Source organism: Bradyrhizobium sp., assembly GCF_049512235.1.
Lineage (GTDB): Bacteria > Pseudomonadota > Alphaproteobacteria > Rhizobiales > Xanthobacteraceae > Bradyrhizobium.
In genome coordinates this window covers 1-21,135 of sequence record NZ_JBEKXH010000024.1, presented here as the reverse complement: position 1 = coordinate 21,135, position 21,135 = coordinate 1, and the positions used below count along the sequence as shown (strand labels likewise).

Below are 21,135 nucleotides of genomic sequence, written 5' to 3'. Positions count from 1 at the left end.
GGCTTGCTGCGCCTGTCCGCTTTCGGTGACGTCGAAGCCTTCGCAAAAGATACCCGTGACCGTCCCGTGTTCGTCAACGAGAGGCGCATAGATGAAATCGAGATAGCGGGTCTCTTCCGGCGAGCCCAGCGAGGTCCGGTAGCGGGCCTCTGCGCCACGGGCCTCGAACGCTTCGCCGGTGGCGTAGACGGCGTCCAACCGCTCGAAGAACCCGCGGTCTGCCAGGCCGGGGAACGCCTGTCTGATCGTCTTCCCGGGCCAGTCGTGGCTTGCGAACAGGCGGCGATGCGCATCGTTCACAAACTCCACGGTATGCTCGGGCCCCCGCATCACGATGATGAAGCCCGGCGCCTGCTCGAAGGCACGACGCTGCCGTTCCTGTTCTGCCACTCGCTGGCGTTCGGCGAGCGTTCGCTCGGTAATCTCCTGGCAGGCGCCGAAAAGACCGACGACGTCGCCCTTCTCGTCCCTGACCGGCGTGTACGAATAGGTGAAATGGGCCTCCTCCAGCCGCCCGTGCCGATCAAGCATGACGGCGAAGTCCTCCATGTGGACCGGCTCGCCGCCGAAGACCTTCTCGAACAGCGGTTCGAGTGCGTCAGCAGCCTCATGCCAGACCTCATCGAGCGCAGCACGGCCGAGCGCCCGGGGATGCTTGTTGCCGATAATCGGAACAAAAGCATCGTTGTACAGCCATGTGCGGTCCCTGCCCCATGCCATGAACATCGGCTGTACCGACGACAGCATCAGCCCGACCAGGGTTTTCAACGGCATCGACCAGGTCGCCGGAGGACCGAGGGCGGTATTCGCCCAATCGTAGACCCGGATCCTGTTTGCCATGTCGCCCGGACCGGATAGGAAATCGAGCGTTCCGGCCGCTGCAGCGGATGCCTTCCTGGCGCCTGTCATTCGTATTCCCGGCCCATCAATGTGTGACAAGCTTGCTGGCTACGCTCGCCGGCATCGGCTCAGGGCTGTCCGGAGCCGACAGCCGAGCCCTGCCGCAGCACCTGCGCCTCCGACCAAGGTTCGGCGTGACAAAGTGGTTTTTGCGTCTGCTGTATTATCGATGCCCCGTTTGGTCGCAAATCAACTCCTACCGATGCTTATAGTTTCAACCGCTTTCTAAACCTCGGCGTGCAGCGAGACCTCCGAAGTACCAGTCGGCGAATTATAGGGCATATCTTATCACATCAAAGACGCCATCCGCCATCTCGGCAGCCGTTTCGCGAACCTTCGGCCTTTGCTGAAAACCCAGCGCCCACCCAAGGGCTGGCTGCGCGCGGTGCGCGACATCGTCGGCGACGGGAAGTCCCGCGCGCTCTAAACGTGGTCGTAATCGACCACGACCCTGTCCGAGGTCGGGCGCGCCTGACAGGTCAGGATGAAGCCTGCGGCCAGCTCCCATGGCTCCAGCGAGTAATTCACTTCCATCCGCGCATGGCCCTCGACGAGCTTGGCGCGGCAGGTACTGCACATCCCGCCCTTGCAGGCAAACGGCAGGTCCATTCCGGCGCGCAGCGCCGCGTCGAGGATCGCCTCGCCTTCGGCGACCGGCACCTCGCGGCGTTTGCCGTCGATGATCAGCGCGGCCAGCGCCTTCGGCGGTGCGCTCACCGGCACGACGGCTTTTGGGCGCGGCTTGCCGCCGAGCCCGGAGACAAAACGCTCGACATGAATCTTTTCAGCGGCGATGCCGATCTCGGCGCAGGTCGCCTCGATCTCGTCGCTCATGCCGGTCGGGCCGCAGATGAAGACATGATCGATGCTGTCGGCGGGAATCAGCGAACGCAAGAGCACCCTGACCTTCTCGCCATCGAGCCGGCCCTGCAGGATCGGGATATCCTGCTCCTCGCCCGAGATCACATGAAACAGCGAGAAGCGCTCGATGAAGCGGTCCTTGAGCTCTTCCAGCGTCTCGCGGAACAGCATGCCCTCGGTCGAGCGATTGCCGTAGAACAGGAAGAACCGGCTGTCCGGCTCACGCGCCAGCACGCCCTTGACGATCGACAGGATAGGCGTGATGCCGGAGCCGGCGGCGAAGCCGACATGGATCCGCGCCGCGCCGGACGCCGGCAGCACACCGAAGCGGCCGGTCGGCGTCATCACGTCGAGCTCGTCGCCGGCCTTCAGCTCATCGGCGGCCCAGCTTGAAAACGCGCCGCCATCGAGCTTCTTCACGGCGATGCGCAATTCGCCGTCATCGGGGCCGGAACAGATCGAGTAGGAACGCCGCACTTCCTCGCCGTCCATCGTCATGCGCAGGGTCAGATACTGTCCGGGAGCAATACGATAGTCGGAGGCCAACTCCGGCGGGATCGCAAAGGTCAGCGACACCGCGTCGGGGGATTCGCGGCGCAGCTCGCTGACGGCGAGGCGATGAAAGCGCGGGGCGGATGCGGCCATGATCAATGACACTTGAAATAGTCGAACGGTTCGCGGCAGCTCCTGCAGCGCCACAGCGCCTTGCAGGAAGTCGAACCGAACTCGGACAGCACCTCGGTATTATCGGAGCCGCATTGCGGGCAGGCCACCTGCTGCACGCCGAACAGCGCCCGCCGCGAGCCCGCGGCCTGCGGCGGCGCGATGCCGTATTCCCTCAGTTTGCGGCGGCCGTCCTCGCTCATCCAGTCGGTAGTCCAGGCCGGCGACAACACGGTATGCACCTTGGCATCGGGAAAACCCGCGCGACGCAGCGCCAGCTCGATTTCGACGCCGATCATGTTCATCGCCGGGCAGCCGGAATAGGTCGGCGTGATCGCGACCTCGACGCGGCCATCCTTCACGGTGACCTCGCGCAGCACGCCGAGATCGGCGATGGTCAGAACCGGGATCTCCGGATCGACCACGCTGGCGGCGGCGTCCCAGGCGCGTCGCCGTAAGGCAAGATCGTTGGACATGGTGGTCACCACGTCGCACCCGGGAATGTGCGCTGCATCGACTGCAATTCGCTCAAGAGGTGCCCGAGGTGCTCGCTGTGCCGGCCGCTGCGGCCGCCCTGCTGCATCCAGCCGCTCTTGGGCAGCACCAAGGTGGCTTCGCCAACAATATTGGAAACCGTCTGCTGCCATCGCGCCTGCAGCGTCGCGGGGTCGACGGCGATCCCGGCCTCGATCAGCCCGCGTTCGCCGTCGTCGACCGTAAACATCTCGCCCGTAAAAGCCCAGAGATCGTCGGTCGCGGCCTGCGCCCGGCGCTGGCTTTCCGCGGTGCCGTCGCCGAGCCGCAGCATCCATTCCGACGAATGCCGCAAATGGTAGGCGCTTTCCTTTTCGGATTTGGCCGCGATCGCCGCCAGCGTGGCATCGCTCGACTGCATCATCGCGCGCCAATAGAGATCGGCGAACGCGGAATAGAAAAACTGCCGCACCAGCGTATGCGCGAAATCGCCATTGGGCTGCTCGAGCAGCAAGAGATTGCGGTACTGACGGACATCGCGCAAATAGGCAAATTTATCTTCGTCGTTGCCCTGGCCTTCGACTTTGGCCGCGTACGAAAAAAGTTCGCGCGCCTGGCCGAGCAGATCGAGCGCCATATTGGCGAGCGCCATGTCTTCTTCCAGCATGGGCGCGTGGCCGCACCATTCCGACAGCCGATGGCCCAGGATCAGCGCATCGTCGGCGCGGCGCAGCGTGTAAAGCACCAAGGGCGTTTCCGAAACGGATATGGACGCGACAGCCATGTTTTTCCTACTTCACATATGTCCGACTTCTTCGGGCACCTCGTAGAAGGTCGGATGGCGGTAGATCTTGGATTCCGCCGGCTCGAACATCATGCCTTTTTCGGCAGGGTCGGAGGCCGTGATCGCGCTGGACGGCACCACCCAGATCGACAACCCCTCGCCGCGGCGGGTGTAGATGTCGCGCGCGGCTTGCAGCGCCAGCGTCGCGTCGCAGGCGTGCAGCGAGCCGACGTGCTTGTGCGCGAGCCCATTGCGGCTGCGAATGAAGACTTCCCACAGCGGCGTATTCGGCGTGGACACGGTGACCTCTCCTTAAGTTTTCCTGCCTGATCTGGTTGCCGCCTATGCCGCGACCTTGCGGCTGCGGCGTTTCTCGGCGTAGGCCTGAGCTGCTTCCCGCACCCATGCGCCTTCGTCGTGCGCCTTGCGCCGCGCCGCCAGCCGATCACGGTTGCACGGGCCATTGCCCGCCAGCACCTGCTTGAATTCGCTCCAGTCGATGTCACTGTATTCCCAGTGCCCGGTCGCCTCGTTTTGCGTCATCCCGGGATCCGGAATCGAAAGCCCGAGATATTCCGCCTGCGGTACCGTCGCATCGACGAATTTCTGCCGCAGTTCGTCATTGGAGAAGCGCTTGATCTTCCATTTTGTCGAGCTGTCGCCATGCTGGCTGGCATTGTCGGGCGGCCCGAACATCATCAGCACCGGCCACCACCAGCGGTTCAGCGCATCCTGCGCCATCGCTTTCTGCTGTTCGGAACCGCGCGCCAGCGTCAGCATGATCTCGAATCCCTGGCGCTGATGGAAGGATTCCTCCTTGCAGACCCGGATCATGGCGCGCGCATAGGGTCCGTAGGAACAGCGGCACAGCGGAATCTGGTTCATGATCGCGGCGCCATCGACCAGCCAGCCGATCGCGCCGATGTCGGCCCAGGTCAGCGTCGGGTAATTGAAGATCGAGGAATATTTTGCTTTCCCACCCAGCATCAGGTCGACCAGCTCCTCGCGCGAGGCGCCCAGTGTCTCCGCCGCGGCATAGAGATACAGGCCGTGGCCGCACTCGTCCTGGACTTTCGCCAATAGCGCCGCCTTGCGGCGCAGCGACGGCGCGCGCGTGATCCAGTTGCCTTCCGGCAGCATGCCGACGATTTCGGAATGGGCGTGCTGTGAAATCTGCCGGGTCAGCGTCTTGCGATAGGCTGCCGGCATCCAGTCGTTCGGCTCGATGCGCTCTTCGGCGTCGATACGCGCCTGAAACTGCGCGGCCCGCGTGGCATCCTCGATAATGCGGTCTTCAACGTCGGACGTGTTGAGCGCCTGCGTGTACATGGCCGATCTCCTCCCGGGAGTTGGCGACAATATATAACAAAAATATCAGCATGCAATATATTTATGTAACACAATCACGCCTCCCCAAAACGCTGCCAAAGCGCGGCGGCAGCCTTCGGCAAGGGACCCGCCTCATTGGTTCCGTGCCGGTCAAGCCATTGTTCGGACGCGGGAAGCAGTCCCCGATAGATTTCGCCGCAGAGTTTTCGGGCAGCCCAGCCCGGCCATTCCCCAGGCAACAGCGCCATTGGCAGCAAGGGATCGCGCAGCACCACCCGGCGGTAATGGTGGATCAGAAGGATCCGCGCGACGAAGGCATCGGCGTCCGCGAGCGCCTCACGACGGCCTATCCAACCGCGCAAGGGCTCGAAGGTTGTCATGAACTTCAGATAGGCATCCGCCATGCGCTCGAGCGGCCAGCTCTCGCTGAGCAGTCTTCTGCCGCTGTCGTCCTCGGCCGATACTTCCAGCCGGATCGCGCCCGCGGCTTCGTCCGGTACGGGAACGCCCGACGGAGCAACCCATACGCCCGGCAGCGGACTGCCAAAACCTGCATGACCCAGCGCCTCGCGCGCGCCCTCGCGATCCCAGCCGTTGCCGATCAGCAGCAGTTCGAAGCGGCCGGTCCAGTCGGAAGGTGGCGGATCGTAGATGTGTCTGGTCGCGGTATCGAAGGTCTGCCGTCCCTTGTTCACCAACCGGTAAAAACTGTTGCGGCCGACCTTTTCACGTTCGAACCAGCCGTCCGCCGCAAGCCGCGACATCGCGGTGCGTACCACGCTGCCATCGATGTCCAGCGCCTTGAAAAATTCAAGCAGTGTCCCGAGCCAGACCGAGCCGCCGCGCGGCACGATCGCATCGCCGAACACCGTGATGATGATCGAGCCGGTGCGCGAGGGCTCGCGCTTGAGCTGGTCGACGATTCGCGTCAGCGGGTGCGCCATCCACGAACGCATAGCGCTTTTTCAGCGCATACAACACCTGACGTCCGCGACCGGCGCTGCAATTACCGGTTGGGATCGGGATAGACCACGCTGCGCCAGCCGCTGCGGTCGAACGGCGTCCATCGGTCTTCGGGCTGCGCCAGGCGATCGGCCACCGCATAGACGGCGGCGGGGTGATGGCCCATGCCGCAATGGCTGCTTTCGACCTCGATATTCTCCGAGCGCGCGGACGGCTTTTCCATGCAGACCTGCCAGGCGCAGATGCCGTCGGTGCGGCTGAAGATCGCGGTGGTCGGCACCGGCGGCGTGTCCGACAGCGATCCGCCGAACCGTCCGCTGTCTTCGTCGGCGCGGCGGCCGCTCGCCATCTCATAGACCCGCCAGGCATTGGTCGACTTCGGGGTTCCCGCAAACGGACTGCCGAGCGTGATCACCGAGCGCACCCGCTCGGGCATCATCTTCGCAAGCTGGCGCGCATAGAGGCCGCCGAGGCTCCAGCCGACCAGGCTGATCTTGCGCCGATGGGCGTCGCTGAGCTCACGTACCAGATCGACCATCGCGCCCTGCACGCCATCGCGCAGCCCGAGATTGCGGCCCTGCCGCCAGCCGCTGACCGCGTAACCGCGATCCTTCAAGAAGCTGCGCAGCGGGCGGGTCGAGGTGTCCGAAGCGACCAACCCTGGCAATACCAGCACCGGATGTCCATCGCCCCTGGGCGCCAGGCTGAGCAGCGGCAGGGCGCCGAGAAAGGCGCCGAGTTCGTGGAGGGCGCGCCCTTCCAGGAACATCAGGGTTCTGGACGGCGGATTCAGCGTCTGGGCATTGGCTGCGGACATTGCTTTCCCTCTTTTTTTGCTCTCGTGGCCGACCTCGAAGGGCGCTTCGATGATCCATCCGAAAACCCGGCACTCACTCATCGTCCCGCATTTGCAACAATCTCTTGGTCAATTGGGGGGCGCTGATCCCCTATTCAAGCGGCTGCCCCAGCGTGATCGTCACAGCCAGCGCAGCAGGAATTCGATCGTGTAGAGCGAAAGTCCCGCCAGGCCGCCGATCAGCGAGCCATTGAAGCGGATGTATTGCAGATCCCGGCCGATGTTGATTTCGATCAGCTGCAGCAACTGCCCCATGTCCCAGCCCTTGACCTGGTCGGAGATGAAGCTCGATACGCCGCTTTTCTGATCGGCGATGAAACTTCGGAGCACGGCAACCAGACCAAGGTTGATCTCGGCCCGCAACTCGGCATCGGCTGCCAGCGCCTCGCCTGCCGCCACGAACATCCGGGCCAGATGATGCTGCAGCACCTGGCTTTCGCCGGAGGCGCTGCGCTCGATGAATGAGCGCGCATTGGACCAGACGTTGCGGGCGAGATCGCCGAGTTCGGGACGCGCCAGCAGATCGCGCTTCAATCCGTCGATGCGATCGGCATAGGCCGGTTCGCTGCCAAGCCGGTCGACGAACGACAGCAGTAAGCGATCGAACTCGCCGCGGAATGGGTGCTTTGGATCGGCGCGGACCTCTTCGAAGAAGGCGGTCGCGGAGGCCACGATCTTCTTCACCAGGAATTTGTCGGCCCGATAGAGCTTCAGCAATGTCGGCAATTCCCCGCGGATTTTGGCGCGGATGGCGGTCGTGGTCTCGGGCTCTATCAGCGCGTCATGAACGGCGCGCAGGATGTCGTCGAGCAGCCCCTGATGCCGGCCTTCCGCGACGAAGGCACGCAGCGTCCCGGCGGCGAGCGGCGCCAGATCGATCGACAGCAACTGGGTCATGATCCGGCGGGTAATGAAATTCATCAGCCCGGAGGTTTCCGTCGCCGAAAGCGCCTCGGGCAGCAGCCGCAAGGTAAAGCGGGCGAGATCGGCGCTGCGCTTGCGGTCGCGCAGCCAGTCGGCGATGAAGGAGCCGAAATCGATCTGGCGCAATTTGGCTTCGACGGGCGCGGCTTCGAGAAAATGCACCTCGATGAATTCGCCGAGCTTGTCGGCGATGCGGTGCTGATTGCTCTGGATGATCGCGGTGTGGGGGATCGGCAATCCCAACGGCCTGCGAAACAGCGCCACCACCGCGTACCAGTCGGCCAGTCCGCCGATGGTCGCGGCTTCGGCGAAAGCCGCGACGAAGCCGAAGGCCGGATGGTGCGGAAGCAATATTTTCGCCGTCACGAACAGCGCCAGCGTGGCTGCCAGCACCGAGGTGGCCAGCGCCTTGACGCGGCGCAACTCGGCCGCGCGCGCGGCGTCACCTGGCGTGTCGAAGGAGAATGTGCCTGACGTGGTCATGGCGCTGTTCTGAGCGTTGAATGGAAGTTGATCATAACGCGATGCACCCACCGCCGTCATGGCCGGGCTTCGTCCCGGCCCTCCACGTCTTGCGTCAATCCATCACCGGAGGAAAGACGTGGATGCCCGCGACTTCGGCGCGAAGACGCGCGGAGCCTGTCATCGGGCGCCCGTTCGCGCGACCCGTTGGCGCTTTAGCGCGGGCGTGACGCGGAGAGAGCGCACGATTGCTGGAAGCAAAAGAAGGCCCGCATCAAGCGGGCCATCTTATTGCGATCGGCTAGTCTACTGATACGAAAGCGATCAGGCGGTCTTGCTGTAGACCTTGGCGAGGTTGTCCTGGGCAGTCTTGGCACCCTCGGCGACGAGCTTGCCGAGATACTCGGTGGAGGACTTCGCCCGCGATACCAGCAATTCGCCGCGCGCACGAAGCATTTCGGACTGGATCGCAACCGCCTCGTTGAGCGACTTGGCGGACGCCAGCCTGTCGATGCCGGAGAAGAAATCCTCCGCGTCCTGATAAAGCGCCTGCTGGATATTGCGGCTGATCTTGGCGGCTTCGGTGACCGAACCGGCAACGGCGGTCTCGATCGCGGCAGTTACCTTTTCCGAACCAGCGTGGAGGTCGGCTGCACGCTCCTTGGCGGTGCCGGCAGTCTTCTTCACGAACTCGCGGGCGACCTCGGGAACTTCCAGGTTCTGGAGGTTCTTCAGAGCGTCGGTGACGGGTGCGAAAGCTTCCTTCATGGTGTTCAGTACGGAATCAGTTTCGGTAGTCATTGTGGTTTCTCCATCCTCAGGTTGAGCTATGGGGCTCACCCCGTCCGGATTGGCCCGGGGCAAAGGTGTTATGACATCGTTAATGGTGCGATGCAACATCAATGTTGCGGCGCGATATCACGAAGTCGTGATATGCCCGCCCAATATGCGATTTGCCTGTATTCGTCCTGTATCAACAGAAGCAGCTTGTCTTGAGGGGAGATCGGCAACCGAAAAAACGCGCTAGTTGCGCACGGCCCCGGGCAGACCATAGGCCTCCATCTGGGCGAGCACCTGCGCCACATTGTGCCCCAGAACCACGATATCGTGCTTTTTGCCGGCCTTGTCCTTGACGTGGTCGCGAAGCAGCGCTTCGGCCTTGAAGCCCAGGCCTTCGAAGATCGCAATCGCCCCAGTTTGATCGACCGTCATCTGCACCACCAGCTTCTCGAGCCCGGCCCCCAGGGCCAGCGCAAAAATCTCCTGCGACAACGCCCGCCCAACCCCCTGCCCCCGGACATCCGAAGAGACCACGTTGCGGATCTCGCCGACATGCGGCGACCATGAGAGGGAATCGCGCACCAGCGTTCCGCACCCGACCACCCTGCCGGCCTTGACCGCGAGCAGGCTTGTGATCGCGCCGCGCTCGATCTCCTTGATCCAGGCGGCCAGCACCCTGGGCTCGCTGATGTCGCGCGGCAGGAACAATAGATCGTGGACCGGGAGTTTTTGCGCGAAGTGGAGCACGGCGGCTTCATCGGCCGGCGACATCAGGCGCAATTCGATCTCGCCGGCATCGGTGGCGACGCGGCGCGGATAGGAACGGGCCTCATTGCTCATGTCGATCTCTCGCGCAACCATGAATTAGATCGAGTCCGGCCGCCGCGATCATTTTTGTTCGCCGTCCGCGGGCGGCGGCGGACGCCGGGTCCGCGGCGGCCTGGGCAAGGCGGGGAGGTCGACCGGCGAGCCGCCGGAATTCTTCAGCACCTGCTCCAGCAGCGCCTTGATCTCGTTCAACTGCCCCTCCATCGACTGCAGCCGCTCGCCCATCCCCACCATCTGCGCCCGGCTCGGCATGTTCATGCTCACGAGATATTTCTCCATGATGTCACCGAGCTGCTTCTGGGCGCCGGCGCTGACCCCGCCGACCTGGTTGACGACCTTGCTGAATTCAGGCGACGCCATAGCCTGATTGGCGAAGGCGTTGAAGCCCTTCTCCATCTCGCCGATCATCCTTTGCCACAGCGCGACCGGATCGTTGCTCTTTTCCGCCATTGGCGCCCTCCCACATGGTCATAAGGCCTCGGAGGCCCGCATGTTCTGATCATAGCACACCGTTGCACCAAGGCGATCAACATCGCAGTATCTATTTGTTGGCAGAGGGGAGCCTTCTGCGGCCTGGAAAAAATGTCATAGAGTTCCCGTCCAGAGTCCATTTGCGGACAGCCATTCGAGAACAGCCAGTCGAGGACAGCCAGTTGAATTCACCCGCCCATCAGCCGCCGCAGATCGCCCGCGCCAATGGCATAGAGCTTTGCTACGAGATCTTCGGCGACGCCGATGCGGAACCGATGCTGCTGATCATGGGGCTGGGCGCCCAGATGATCCAGTGGGACGATGATTTCTGCCGACAATTGGCGGCGCGCGGATTTCGCGTCATCCGGTTCGACAATCGCGACATCGGCAAGTCCTCAAGGATGACCGGCGGCAAGCGCCTGACCCCGGTCGAACTGCTCAAGCTCAGATTTTTGAAAATCCCGGTCGCCGCACCCTACACGCTGCGCGACATGGCGCAGGACGTGACCGGCCTGATGGATGCGCTTCACATCCATCAGGCGCATCTGGTGGGGGTATCGATGGGCGGCATGATCGCCCAGGAGATCGCGATCTCGTTTCCGCAGCGGGTACGCTCGCTGACCTCGATCATGTCGACGACGGGCAATCCCAAAGTGCCGCCGCCGACCCGCGAGGCCGCTGCCATGCTGATGGCGCCGCCCCCGGCCAGCAGGGAAGAATTTCTCGCGCGCTTCGCGCAGACCTGGAAGATCCTGCGCGCCGGCAGCTTTCCGCAGGACGAAGCGCTCGACCGCGGCCGCGCCGAGCGCACTTATGAGCGCGGCCTCAATCCGGCTGGGGTCGGACGGCAGCTCCGCGCCATCCTCGCCGCCGGCAGCCGCAAGCAACGGCTGCGATCGGTCAAGGCCCCGACGCTGGTGATCCATGGCACGGTCGATCCGCTGGTGCACCCTGAGGGCGGCAAGGACACCGCGGCCTCGATATCAGGGGCCAAACTTCTGATGATCGAAGGCATGGGTCACGCGCTGCCGATCCCGATGTGGCCGCAAATCATCGATGCGATCGACAAGCATGCCCACGCGGCCTCGGCAAAGGCGATGAATTAGCACCGCAGGGCCGATTGAAGCCCATCGGGTCCGCGCAACGAGCGGGCCTGTTGGGGGTAATCCGCCATCGCGGCGGCGTGACGGCGGATCACGATCGGCCCTACAGGCTGGCTGAGGGCGCGCCCGACGAATCAAGCGAGCCACCGCAACAGCCAGGGTGGCTTGGCCCGCTTATAATGGAGTGGGCGCTGCCAGAGCGAGAAGCCGCAATCAGCCCCCGGCCCAGACATCCAGCACGTAGCGATTCTTGGCGCCGAGATCCTCGATCCAGCGCAGCCCAGCCACCGCGTCAGCGCCTTTGCGTTCGCGATAGATCGCAACCAGCGCGGCCTTGACGTCGGGCTCCATCCTGCCGCCATCGCCGCAGACATAGATGATCGCGCCCTGCTCGATCAGCTCCCAGACACGTTCCTGCTGTGCCGCGACCAGGTGCTGCACATAGGTCTTGGACCCCTCGGCGCGCGAGAACGCAGTGTGCAGTTCGGTGATGCCGCTGGCGGCATGGGCCTTCAGCTCGTCGGCATAGATGAAATCCTGATCGGGATGCCGGCAGCCGAAGAACAGCATGGCCGGGCCGAGGCGTGCGCCGCCGGCTTGCAGCGCGGCGCGCTCTTGCAGGAAGCCGCGGAATGGCGCCAGACCTGTGCCGGGGCCGATCATGATGATGGGTACCGCGGAATCGCCGGGCAGCCGGAAGCCGGCCTTGGTCTCGCGGATGGTGGCATGGACCGTCTGGCCGGCGCGGCGTCCGGCGAGGTAATTCGAGCAGCTGCCCTTGAAGACGCCGCGCCCCGAACTCGCGGTACCTTCGACCACCGCGACGGTGATGCTGCAGCGCATCGGATCGACCGACGGCGAGGACGAGATCGAATAATAGCGCGGCGCCAGCAGCGACAGCATTTCGAGATAGACGTGAAACGGCAACTCGCAGGCCGGATATTCCTCCAGCAGATCGAACACCGATTTGCGCCTGCCAAGAACGTCGGTGCGATAGCGGTCGTTGGCGGCGGCATCGTCGCCGACATAGGCCAGGAGTTTTGGCCGGGTCAGCGGACAGCGCGTGTGTTCCGACAGGATCTGGATCTGCCTGCGGGTCGCGACCTGCTGCAGCTCGACGAAATCAGTCAACAGCCTTCCGACCGACACCGCATCGCCGACCGGCAGCTGCGCCTTGCGGCCCTCCGCAGCCTGCAGCCGGATCAGATCGGCCGGCAGGAAGCCGAAGCGGCGCGCGACCGCATCCACCAGCGACGGAGCATTGCGCGGCACCACGCTGAGATGATCGCCGACCCGGTAGAGGAGGCCGGCGGGCAGGTGTACCTCGATATGCCTGGTCGATCGTTCGGAAGCATTGGCGCCGGTCTTGTTCTGCAGCTCGCTGTTGACCAGCACCTGCATCGGCGCGACGCCGCCGAGCGCGACGATCGCGTTGACTGTCGTCGGCGCCACGGGCTCCACGCTGTAAAGCGGCTGATCATCGATAGTCCTATTGAAACTCTGCTCGAGGCCGAATTCCTTCGTGGCCAGCGGCGCGAGCTTGGCGAACCAGCTTTCGAACTCGCCATCGAGATCGCCGCGGGCATCGCCCTCGCCGCGCGCCACCACGCTGCGGGCGCCATGCGCCGCCAGCTGCTCATCGATCCTGCGCGGGATCGATTGGTAAGTAGCCGCCCAGTCGCTGTTGCCGCAGCCGAACACCGCGTAGCGTACGCCTGCGAACGCGTCCTTCGGCAGCTTGCTGCCGAGCCATTTTATGAATTGCGTGGCGTTGTCCGGCGGAGCGCCATTGTAGGAGGCGCAGAAGATCAGGACGCCGCCCTGCGCGGGCAGCTTGCCGACGACATCATCGAGGCTTGCGAGCCTGGTCGCAAAGCCGTTGACTTCCGCCAGATCGGCGACACGGGTGGCGAGTTCCTCTGATGTGCCGAGGTTCGATCCGTACAGCACCAACAGCGGCGTATTGTGTCCCGGACGGGTTCGCGCACGCGGTGCCGACGCGGCGCCCGCGGCCGCCGCTATCGCCGCGGCAGGGCCGGCGTAAGCGCCGCGGTCTTTGTCAGCACGCGCACGCACCTTGATCCTGAAACCCTCCGGCTTGATGGTCAGCGTCTCCTTCAGGTGCATCTGGTAGCGGTGGACATCGATCAGCTTGAAGCGCTGCAGGATCATGCCGATCGCCAGTGCGGCTTCATGCATCGCAAAGCCGCGCCCGATGCAGGCGCGCTGGCCGTTGCCGAACGGCTTCCAGGCATTGACGGGACGCGCCGCTTCGGCCTCGCGGCTGAAATTCTCCGGGTCGAACGCATCCGGATTCGGTCCCCAGACGCTGGGATCGCGATGCAGCGCCAGCACCAGCACCGTGATAAACGTGTTTTTCCTGAGCTTGTATTTGCCGCCGATGGTCTCGTCCTCAAGCGGCGAGATGCCGTAGGCCGGCGCCGGCGGCCACAGCCGCAGCGCCTCCTTGAGGATCTGGGTAATGTAGCTGAGCTGGGTCACCTGCTGATAGGTCGGCCTTGCGTCGAGATCGGGTCCGAGCACCCGGTCGACTTCCTCGTAGGCCTTTTTGAGAACGTCGGGATGCTTCAAAAGCGCGTACAGCGTACAGGACAACAGGCCGCTGGTGGTCTCGTGCCCCGCGATCAGGAATGTATTGATCTGGTAGCGGATGTTGACGTCATCGAGCTGCTCGCCGGTTGAGCGGTCGACGCCGGTCATCATGGCGGCAAGCATGTCCTTGTTGTCCCCGGCGGCTTCGGCGTTCTTGCGGCGCTCGGCGACGATCTCGTCGACCATCTTGTTCATGAAGGCGACATCGCCGGCAAGATCGCGGCGGCGCTTCTGCATCCACCAATTTTCCATCGGCAGACCGCGGATCATCATGATGGTTTCGAGCGAACGCACCAGCGATGCCACGAACGGGTGATAGTCGCGGCGGTAGAACGAGTTGAAGCGGTAGTCGAACCCGCACAGCCCGATGGTGTCGAGCGTCAGCGCGGTCATGTCGTGAACGACGTCGATCTCCTCGTCGCCGTTGAGCCGTTGCCATTTCTTTACGAGCTGATCGGCGATATCGACCATGCTCGGGTGATAGGATTGCATGGCGCGGTTGCCGAACGGCTGCAGCAGGATGTTATGCGCCTTGCTCCAGTTCGGCTCTGAGGTATCGGCGGTAAAGAGCCCGTCGCCGCCGACCGCGCGCACCCGCCGCAGCGCTCCGCGCACCGCCTTGTCGAAGCGCTTTTCATCGCTGAGCTCGTGGACAAGGTCGTGGCCGGAGACCACCACGAGCGGCGCGCCCATCATGTCGAGCCAGAAGATCGGCCCCAGTTCCCTGGCCAGCCGGACCAAATTCTGCACCGGCGCGGCCTGGTCCAGCGACAGCATGTTGCCGACCACAGGTCTGGTCGGCGGCTGCGGGATCGGACTTAGTCTGTTGGTCGACGCCATCGCCTGATTGTCCCCTGCCTGATCTCACCCGCTTGCTGCCGTCATTGCGAGGAGCGCTTGCGGCGAAGCAATCCAGTTCGCCCGGATCTGTCGATTGCTTCGCCGAGTTCGTCACCGGGCGGCGCCTTGCGCCGAACCGACGGCTCGTCATGACGGATGTTCTTCGCTGGTTTACCCGAATCGCTTTCTACGCCACTCGATCAACTTGGCGCTGACCTCGTCCGGCTTTTCCTGCTGCGTCCAATGGCCGCTGCCGCGGATAAGAACCTTCTCGAGATCGGGTATGAGCTTCTCCATCCCGTCGGCTGCGGATGGCGGCAGCACATGGTCGTTCTCGGCCATAATCATCAGCGCCGGCACGCGCACCGTGTGGTCGATGCCGGCCGCTCGCTGCCAGTTGAGCGACATGTTGCGGTACCAGTTGATGCCGCCGGTAAAGCCTGTGCGAGTAAAAGTGTCGACAAAGACCTGCTTTTCCTCCGGCGACAGGATCGGGGTCCGCGGATCGTGTCTGGCGTCGTAGTTGGCGATCATTTGCGGAAACGCCAGATTGATCCTGGGCGACGCGCCGACGCCAGCGGTCGGCGGTTCGGCCGGAGCAGTTTCGGTGCGCGGCGCCGGCTTCCGCATGAAGGCATCGAAGGTCTGTTCGACCCGGCTGTCGAATATCCTGTCGGCGCTATGCGAAGGGTCCTGAAACTGCACGATATACATGTGTTCGCCGAAGCGCCGGCGTAACAGCTCGATCGGGTCGGCCGGCGCACGCGGGGTATGCGGGGTGTTGATGCCGACGACCCCGGCCACCCGATCAATATGCCGCAGCGGCATTTGCCAGACGATAAAGCCACCCCAGTCGTGGCCGACAAAGACCGCCTTGTCGATCTTGAGATGGTCGAGCAACCCGACGAGATCGCCAGTCAGATGCTCGATGTCATAGGCCTCGACCGCCTCCGGCCGCTCGGTCGCGCCATAGCCGCGCTGATCGGGCGCAATCACCCTGATCCCGGCTTCCGCCAGCGCCTTGAGCTGGTGGCGCCACGAAAACGCAATCTCCGGCCAGCCGTGGCAGAGAATGACCGGCGGCGCGTCGGTTTTCGGGCCCGCCTCGTAATAACCCATGCGGATGCCGTTGGTCTCGGCGAACTGCTGCGGCGGCATTTCAATCATCGCGGGCGTCTCATTTTTCGGTTGCGCTGGGCCTTGTTAATCAAAAAGATCCTGTTCCCGCCTGCGCGGGAACAGTTTCTAGCTTGCCGCGCTCTTGAGATCGGCTGGCGGCGCGAAGGCGGCCTGCAGCGCGGCGAATTCTCCGGGCAGCATGTCGCAGAGAACCTGGACATGGGGAATGATGTTGGCGCCGGCGATAAAGCCGAAATCAAGCTGATCGCGATAGCTCTGCACGGTGACGTTCAGCGCGAGCCCGTGGGTTGCAATCGACACCGGGAAGATGTGCAGCAATTCCGCCCCCGCCGCATAGAGCGTCTGGCGCGGCCCCGGCACGTTGGAAACCGTGATATTCGCCGCCGGCGGCAGCACGTCGGACAGGCTCGATCGGCTGTACAACAGCGCCAGAACTTGAACCAGCATGGGCGCTCCCAGCATCGAAATGTTGGACACTTGCGGCATCAGGGCGCGCAAGGGATGCGACATCTCCTTCGACTTGGTGGATTGCGCGATGATCTCCTGCAGCCGCGTCTTGGGATCCTCGACGTTGGATGCGATCGAGCAGATCATGCCGAACACCTGATTATTGGCCTCGGTATTGCCCTCTTCGCGCAACGAGACCGGCACCGCGGCCGTCATCGATTTCGCCGGCAGCGCACCGCGCTCCAACAGATACCGCCTGACCACGCCGCTCGAGATCGCCAGCACGACGTCATTGAGCTTGCCGCCGGCCTGCTTGGCCAGCGCCTTGGCTTGCGACAGCGAGATCGATACGCCGGCAAAGCTGCGCTCCGAGGAAATCGATTTGTTCAGGATCGTCGACGGCGATACCATGCTGGCGATGCTGTCGCGCGATTTCGGATCGGAGATCTTTCCGACCACGTCGGAGACACTCTTCAGCAGGGTGGGAACGCTGCCGGCGAACTTGACCGCGGACTCGATCTGGTACATCGCGTTGTCGAACAGGATTGATCCGATGTCGCTCTTGCCGGAGCGCGGCAGATCGATGCCCTTGGCCGTCGCCGAGGCATCGAAGGGCTGGCTCCAGAGTTGCTGATAGGAATCGATCAGGTTGGCGGCGATGTCGCGCGGTTCCTGCCCGACCTTTGCCCGCGCCGTCGGCTTCTCGACGACCCGTGGAACCGGCGTCACATCGTAGATCATGTTGGTGAGGGCCGCGCCGGCGCCGCCATCAATACAGGCGTGATGCATCTTGGAGTAGAGCCCGATCTCGTTGTCCTTCATGCCTTCGAAGACGTAGAACTCCCAGAGCGGACGGGCGCGATTGAGAAGCTTGGCATGCATCCAGCCGACGATGCGCTCAAGCGTGGCGCGGTCATGGGGGGCCGGAAGGCTGCCGCGGAAGATATGGCGATCGATGTCGAACTGGTCGTCCTCGACCCAGGAAGGATGATCGATGTCGAGCGGCGCCTTTTCCAGCCGTGACTTGAGGATCGGCGCGACGTGCAACCGCGAGGCGATCATTGCCTTGAAATCCTCGAAGAAGTCGCCCTTGTAATCGTCAGGGAGTCGGAAGATCGCCATGCTGCCGACATGCATCGGCATTTCCGGCGTTTCGAGATACAGAAAGGACGCGTCCATCGAGGACAGTTTCTTGGCGTCACCCATATTTTCCTCCCAAGGAGATCAAGCGGCGCTCTTTTTGGCGCCTCTCGCGTTCAGGCGGTCCCGGTTCAGGACGTTGGTCAGGATTGTGCATGTTCCGGAGGCGCATATGCAATGGCAAAGGGACCCGACCGGTCAAATTGCCTGAATTCGCCCTCCGGTTGGGCCAGACGATCCGCCACCGCCCACAAGGCTGCGGCATTGACGCCCAGTCCGACATGGCTTGCGAGGTGCACCGCGATATTCTCGGCCCTATCGGAGGGACGCAGGCGGCAGGTCTGCCAGTTCACGATGCCATCGGTGCGCGAATAGATCGACGTAGTCGGAACCGGCAAATCGCCCGCGATCGCGGTTCGAAGCTCGGAATAATCCTCAACCGCGTCGCCGGACAGCGCTTCATAGAGCCGCGTCGCATTGGTCGCCCGCACGTCGTTCGCGAACGGACTTCCCAGCGTGACGACATATCGCACCATCTCCGGCGCCTGCAGCGCCAGATCGCGCGCATAGACGCCGCCGAGGCTCCAGCCGACGATACTGACCTTGCGGCCGGTCGCCCCATAAATCTCGGCCAGCCGGTCCCGCAGCGCCGACCGCATCCGCGAAACGCCGCCGATATTGCGGCCCATCTTCCAGGCATAAGCGTCATGTCCAATCTCCCTGAGATAGCGCCGCATCGGCACCATCGACAGATCGCTGGCAAGAAACCCCGGCAAAGCCAGCACCGCATGGCCGTCGCCCCGCGGCGCGCGGAGCAACAGCGGCGACAGCAACAGGCTGGCGTTGAATTCCAATATGCCTCTCGCTTCGGCCAGCAGCAGACCGAGGCCCGGCGGACGAAGCCGCCTTGCCCCCGGCGATCCACTCCCCGGCGATCCACCTGGGCCAGGCGCCATTGCTATTTTCTGTCGTTGCTTCGCGAACCGCCGAGACCGGCCATGGTCACGAACAGGTCCTGGAACCGCTCGGCGAGCTTCGGATCGAAGGTGAACCAGCTTTGCATCAATGCTTCCGGGGATACCTTTTCGATGTTGGCCATCATCTGCTGCTGAAGTTTGTCCATGACAGCGATTTGCATCGGCTGCACATCCGGAAGCCCGAAAAACTGCCGGGCCTCAAGGGGCGTGCAATCTATTTCGACATTTACCTTCATGTCCGCTCCTGACCGCTTGCTGACAGCCCGCCACATTATCGCCACGACTGGCTCCGCGACGCAAGCGACCTGACCGCGCGAGCACCTGTTCCGAGCGGTCAATTGTCGGTTATGGTCAATCGAAGCGCTCAACCGCAAAGGGGCTGGGATCGGCGAACGGCGCCTCGCCGGTCATCATCTCCGCCAAAAGACGGCCGGTCGCGGGGCCGAGCGTCAGGCCGTGGTGCTGGTGGCCGAAATCGAACCACAGCCCGGCATGGCGCGGCGCCTTGCCGACCACGGGCAGCATGTCCGGCAGGCACGGCCGCGCGCCCTTCCAGGGCGTTGCGTCGATCGGCTCGCCTAGCGGAAACAGGGCGCGCGCGCGCGGCAGCGCCCGCTTAAGCTGCAAGGGCGTCGGCGGCGCGTCGCGGCGCGCAAACTCCACGCCGGTGGTGAGTCGGATGCCCTGGTTCATCGGCGCCAGCACAAAGCCCTGATCGGAATCCAGCACCGGGTGATTCAGCACGGCATTGCCGCGCGGCTTGAAATGTAGATGGTAGCCGCGCTTGACGGCGAGCGGAATTGAATAGCCGAGAGGACGAAATACCAGGTCGGACCAGGGCCCGAGTGCCACCACGGCTTCGCGCGCAACCACAGCATCATCAGCTGCGCGGAGGCGCCACCCGCCACTCACCTGCTCGAGCGTCGTCGCATCGGCAACCAGAAAGCGCCCTCCCTTGCGCTTGAACAGCGCGGCATAGGCCTTGGCGAGGCCGCCGGGGTCGAGCACAAATCCAGGCTCGGTAAAATGCAGTGCTCCAGCGAACTCTCCACTTAAGTGAGGCTCCCGCTGCGCGATTGCCTTGTTGTCCAGAATTTCACCTTTCACGCCATACGGCCCCGCGCGTTCGAAATCGCGCGCCGCGTTTCCGAAGGTCGCCTCCGAGCGAAACATCTTGATCCAGCCGATCCGACGCAGCAGCTCGGGCACCCCGGCCTCGGCGATCAGCGCCTCATGCTCGATCAGGCTCCGCCTGATCAGTGGCAACACCCCGATCGCGCCGCGCTGTGCGCGCTCCGGCGCGGAAGCGAGGTAGTAGCGGACCAGCCACGGCAGCACGGCCGGCAGATCCGCGGGCCGGTAACGCACCGCGGGCGCGCGGTTCATCGCGTATCGGAAAATCTCTCCGAAATTACGGGGAAACATATACGGGAAGATCGAGGCGCATTCGATCATGCCGGAATTTCCGTAGCTCGTCTCTTCGCCGGCGAGTTCATGCTTGTCGACCAGGATGACGTCGCGTCCGCGCTGCTGCAGATGCAGGGCTGCGCTGACGCCAACCATGCCGGCGCCCAATACAAGGATGTCAGCCTTTAGATCCGTCATTCGCTACTCCCGCTGAACACCTCGGCGTGCTCTCGCACCCTCGACCGAAGCTGGTGATTGCGGCATGGTCGCGCAAACCGGCACGGCGCGCCAGGAAATGCTGCTTGCGCGGCGGCTAAACTCTGGCAACATGTCATAGATGTCAAAAGTGCAGAAATGAGCGCGCCACTGCGGAGAACGGGAACAGATGCCGGCACGTCATAGCCTGCTTGCAGCAGCGACCGCCTTCTCGATGATCGCTTTTGCGATGTCGCCGGCACCGGCCCAGACCCTGCGCTACGCCAATCAGGGCGACCTTAAATCGCTCGATCCCTATTCGCTCAACGAATCCACCACCCATGCCCATCTCGGACACATCTACGAAGGCCTGGTCGCGCGCGACAAGGATCTGAAGATCATTCCCGCGCTGGCGGAGAGCTGGGAAACGCCGGAACCTACCCGATGGCGATTCCACCTGCGCAAAAACGTCAAGTTCCAGAACGGCGATCCCTTCACTGCCGACGATGTGGTGTTCTCGGCGGACCGCGTTCGCGCCAAAGGCTCGAACCTCACAACCCGCATTGCACCCGAAACCAAGGTCGTCAAGGTCGATGACTACACCGTGGATTTTGTCCTGAACTCGCCAAATCCCATTCTCACTTCGCAGTGGGATACCTGGTACATCATGGACAAGAAGTGGTGCGAGGATAACAATGCGGTGGCCCCTACTCCGGCTTCGGCCGCGACGCCGAGTTTCGCTTCGCTGCATGCCAACGGCACCGGACCCTTCAGCATCGAGAGCCATCAGCCCGGCGTCAAGACCGTATTCAAAGCCAATCCAAACTGGTGGCGGACCCCCGAGCACAACCTCAAGGAAATTGTGTTCACACCGATTGCTTCGGACGCGACGCGCGTCGCGGCGCTGCTGTCGGGCGAAGTCGACGTCATCGAGCCGGTTCCGATCCAGGATATCGCGCGGGTCAATGCCAGCGGCAA

At 63.4% G+C, this 21,135-nt stretch carries 19 protein-coding genes and 1 pseudogene; 2 read left to right on the top strand and 18 right to left on the bottom strand.

Annotation, left to right across the window (positions count from 1 at the left end; all coding sequences use genetic code 11):
* Positions 1–30 precede the first annotated feature (30 nt).
* From ABSG20_RS03910 to ABSG20_RS03855, 12 genes and pseudogenes are all read right to left on the bottom strand, one after another.
* Positions 31–747, bottom strand: a pseudogene (locus ABSG20_RS03910) (PAS domain-containing protein); the annotation flags it as partial.
* A 576-nt stretch (positions 748–1,323) separates the two neighbouring features.
* A complete protein-coding gene (gene paaE / locus ABSG20_RS03905) occupies positions 1,324–2,406 on the bottom strand; it encodes a 1,2-phenylacetyl-CoA epoxidase subunit PaaE (protein WP_423863173.1) in 1,083 nt (360 codons plus the stop codon).
* A 2-nt stretch (positions 2,407–2,408) separates the two neighbouring features.
* Positions 2,409–2,900, bottom strand: coding sequence for a 1,2-phenylacetyl-CoA epoxidase subunit PaaD (paaD, locus tag ABSG20_RS03900; RefSeq protein ID WP_423863172.1), 492 nt, complete (start codon positions 2,898–2,900; stop codon positions 2,409–2,411).
* Between the two features lie 5 nt (positions 2,901–2,905).
* Positions 2,906–3,682 carry a 1,2-phenylacetyl-CoA epoxidase subunit PaaC gene (gene paaC / locus ABSG20_RS03895; protein ID WP_423863171.1) on the bottom strand — a complete coding sequence of 259 codons (777 nt, stop codon included), beginning with the start codon at positions 3,680–3,682 and terminating at the stop codon, positions 2,906–2,908.
* Positions 3,683–3,694: 12 nt separating this feature from the next.
* The gene (paaB, locus tag ABSG20_RS03890) at positions 3,695–3,982 is read right to left on the bottom strand and encodes a 1,2-phenylacetyl-CoA epoxidase subunit PaaB (protein WP_423863170.1); all 288 of its coding nucleotides are present in this window, start codon (positions 3,980–3,982) and stop codon (positions 3,695–3,697) included.
* 42 nt (positions 3,983–4,024) lie between these two features.
* Entirely contained in the window at positions 4,025–5,011 is a 987-nt protein-coding gene (paaA, locus tag ABSG20_RS03885) for a 1,2-phenylacetyl-CoA epoxidase subunit PaaA (RefSeq protein WP_423863169.1), read from the bottom strand.
* A gap of 74 nt (positions 5,012–5,085) precedes the next feature.
* Entirely contained in the window at positions 5,086–5,955 is an 870-nt protein-coding gene (gene paaX / locus ABSG20_RS03880) for a phenylacetic acid degradation operon negative regulatory protein PaaX (RefSeq protein WP_423863168.1), read from the bottom strand.
* Between the two features lie 62 nt (positions 5,956–6,017).
* Positions 6,018–6,791 (bottom strand): esterase/lipase family protein, encoded by a 774-nt coding sequence (locus ABSG20_RS03875; RefSeq protein WP_423863167.1) that lies wholly within the window; start codon positions 6,789–6,791, stop codon positions 6,018–6,020.
* Between the two features lie 159 nt (positions 6,792–6,950).
* Positions 6,951–8,237 carry a DUF445 domain-containing protein gene (locus tag ABSG20_RS03870; RefSeq protein ID WP_423863166.1) on the bottom strand — a complete coding sequence of 429 codons (1,287 nt, stop codon included), beginning with the start codon at positions 8,235–8,237 and terminating at the stop codon, positions 6,951–6,953.
* A 303-nt stretch (positions 8,238–8,540) separates the two neighbouring features.
* A complete protein-coding gene (locus ABSG20_RS03865) occupies positions 8,541–9,017 on the bottom strand; it encodes a phasin (protein ID WP_423863165.1) in 477 nt (158 codons plus the stop codon).
* 222 nt (positions 9,018–9,239) lie between these two features.
* Positions 9,240–9,836 carry a GNAT family N-acetyltransferase gene (locus tag ABSG20_RS03860; protein WP_423863164.1) on the bottom strand — a complete coding sequence of 199 codons (597 nt, stop codon included), beginning with the start codon at positions 9,834–9,836 and terminating at the stop codon, positions 9,240–9,242.
* 48 nt (positions 9,837–9,884) lie between these two features.
* Positions 9,885–10,274 carry a hypothetical protein gene (locus tag ABSG20_RS03855; RefSeq protein WP_423863163.1) on the bottom strand — a complete coding sequence of 130 codons (390 nt, stop codon included), beginning with the start codon at positions 10,272–10,274 and terminating at the stop codon, positions 9,885–9,887.
* A gap of 203 nt (positions 10,275–10,477) precedes the next feature.
* Between ABSG20_RS03855 and ABSG20_RS03850 the strand changes: the two genes are divergently transcribed.
* On the top strand, positions 10,478–11,401 hold the full coding sequence (locus ABSG20_RS03850) for an alpha/beta fold hydrolase (protein ID WP_423863162.1): 924 nt from the start codon (positions 10,478–10,480) through the stop codon (positions 11,399–11,401).
* A gap of 210 nt (positions 11,402–11,611) precedes the next feature.
* Here ABSG20_RS03850 and ABSG20_RS03845 read toward each other — a convergent pair whose 3' ends face one another.
* From ABSG20_RS03845 to ABSG20_RS03820, 6 genes are all read right to left on the bottom strand, one after another.
* Complete coding sequence (locus tag ABSG20_RS03845; RefSeq protein ID WP_423863161.1) at positions 11,612–14,851, bottom strand: bifunctional cytochrome P450/NADPH--P450 reductase; 3,240 nt, start codon at positions 14,849–14,851, stop codon at positions 11,612–11,614.
* Positions 14,852–15,022: 171 nt separating this feature from the next.
* Entirely contained in the window at positions 15,023–16,018 is a 996-nt protein-coding gene (locus ABSG20_RS03840; protein ID WP_423863160.1) for an alpha/beta fold hydrolase, read from the bottom strand.
* Between the two features lie 78 nt (positions 16,019–16,096).
* Positions 16,097–17,644, bottom strand: coding sequence for a WS/DGAT/MGAT family O-acyltransferase (locus ABSG20_RS03835; RefSeq protein WP_423863159.1), 1,548 nt, complete (start codon positions 17,642–17,644; stop codon positions 16,097–16,099).
* Positions 17,645–17,721: 77 nt separating this feature from the next.
* Positions 17,722–18,534 (bottom strand): alpha/beta hydrolase family protein, encoded by an 813-nt coding sequence (locus ABSG20_RS03830; protein ID WP_423863158.1) that lies wholly within the window; start codon positions 18,532–18,534, stop codon positions 17,722–17,724.
* Positions 18,535–18,536: 2 nt separating this feature from the next.
* Positions 18,537–18,791, bottom strand: coding sequence for a DUF6489 family protein (locus ABSG20_RS03825; RefSeq protein ID WP_423863157.1), 255 nt, complete (start codon positions 18,789–18,791; stop codon positions 18,537–18,539).
* Positions 18,792–18,906: 115 nt separating this feature from the next.
* Positions 18,907–20,160: an NAD(P)/FAD-dependent oxidoreductase gene (locus tag ABSG20_RS03820; RefSeq protein ID WP_423863156.1), complete on the bottom strand. Its 1,254-nt coding sequence runs from the start codon at positions 20,158–20,160 to the stop codon at positions 18,907–18,909.
* A 187-nt stretch (positions 20,161–20,347) separates the two neighbouring features.
* Here ABSG20_RS03820 and ABSG20_RS03815 point away from each other — a divergent pair.
* Positions 20,348–21,135: ABC transporter substrate-binding protein (locus tag ABSG20_RS03815; protein ID WP_423863155.1), on the top strand; the 788-nt coding region annotated here is incomplete at its 3' end.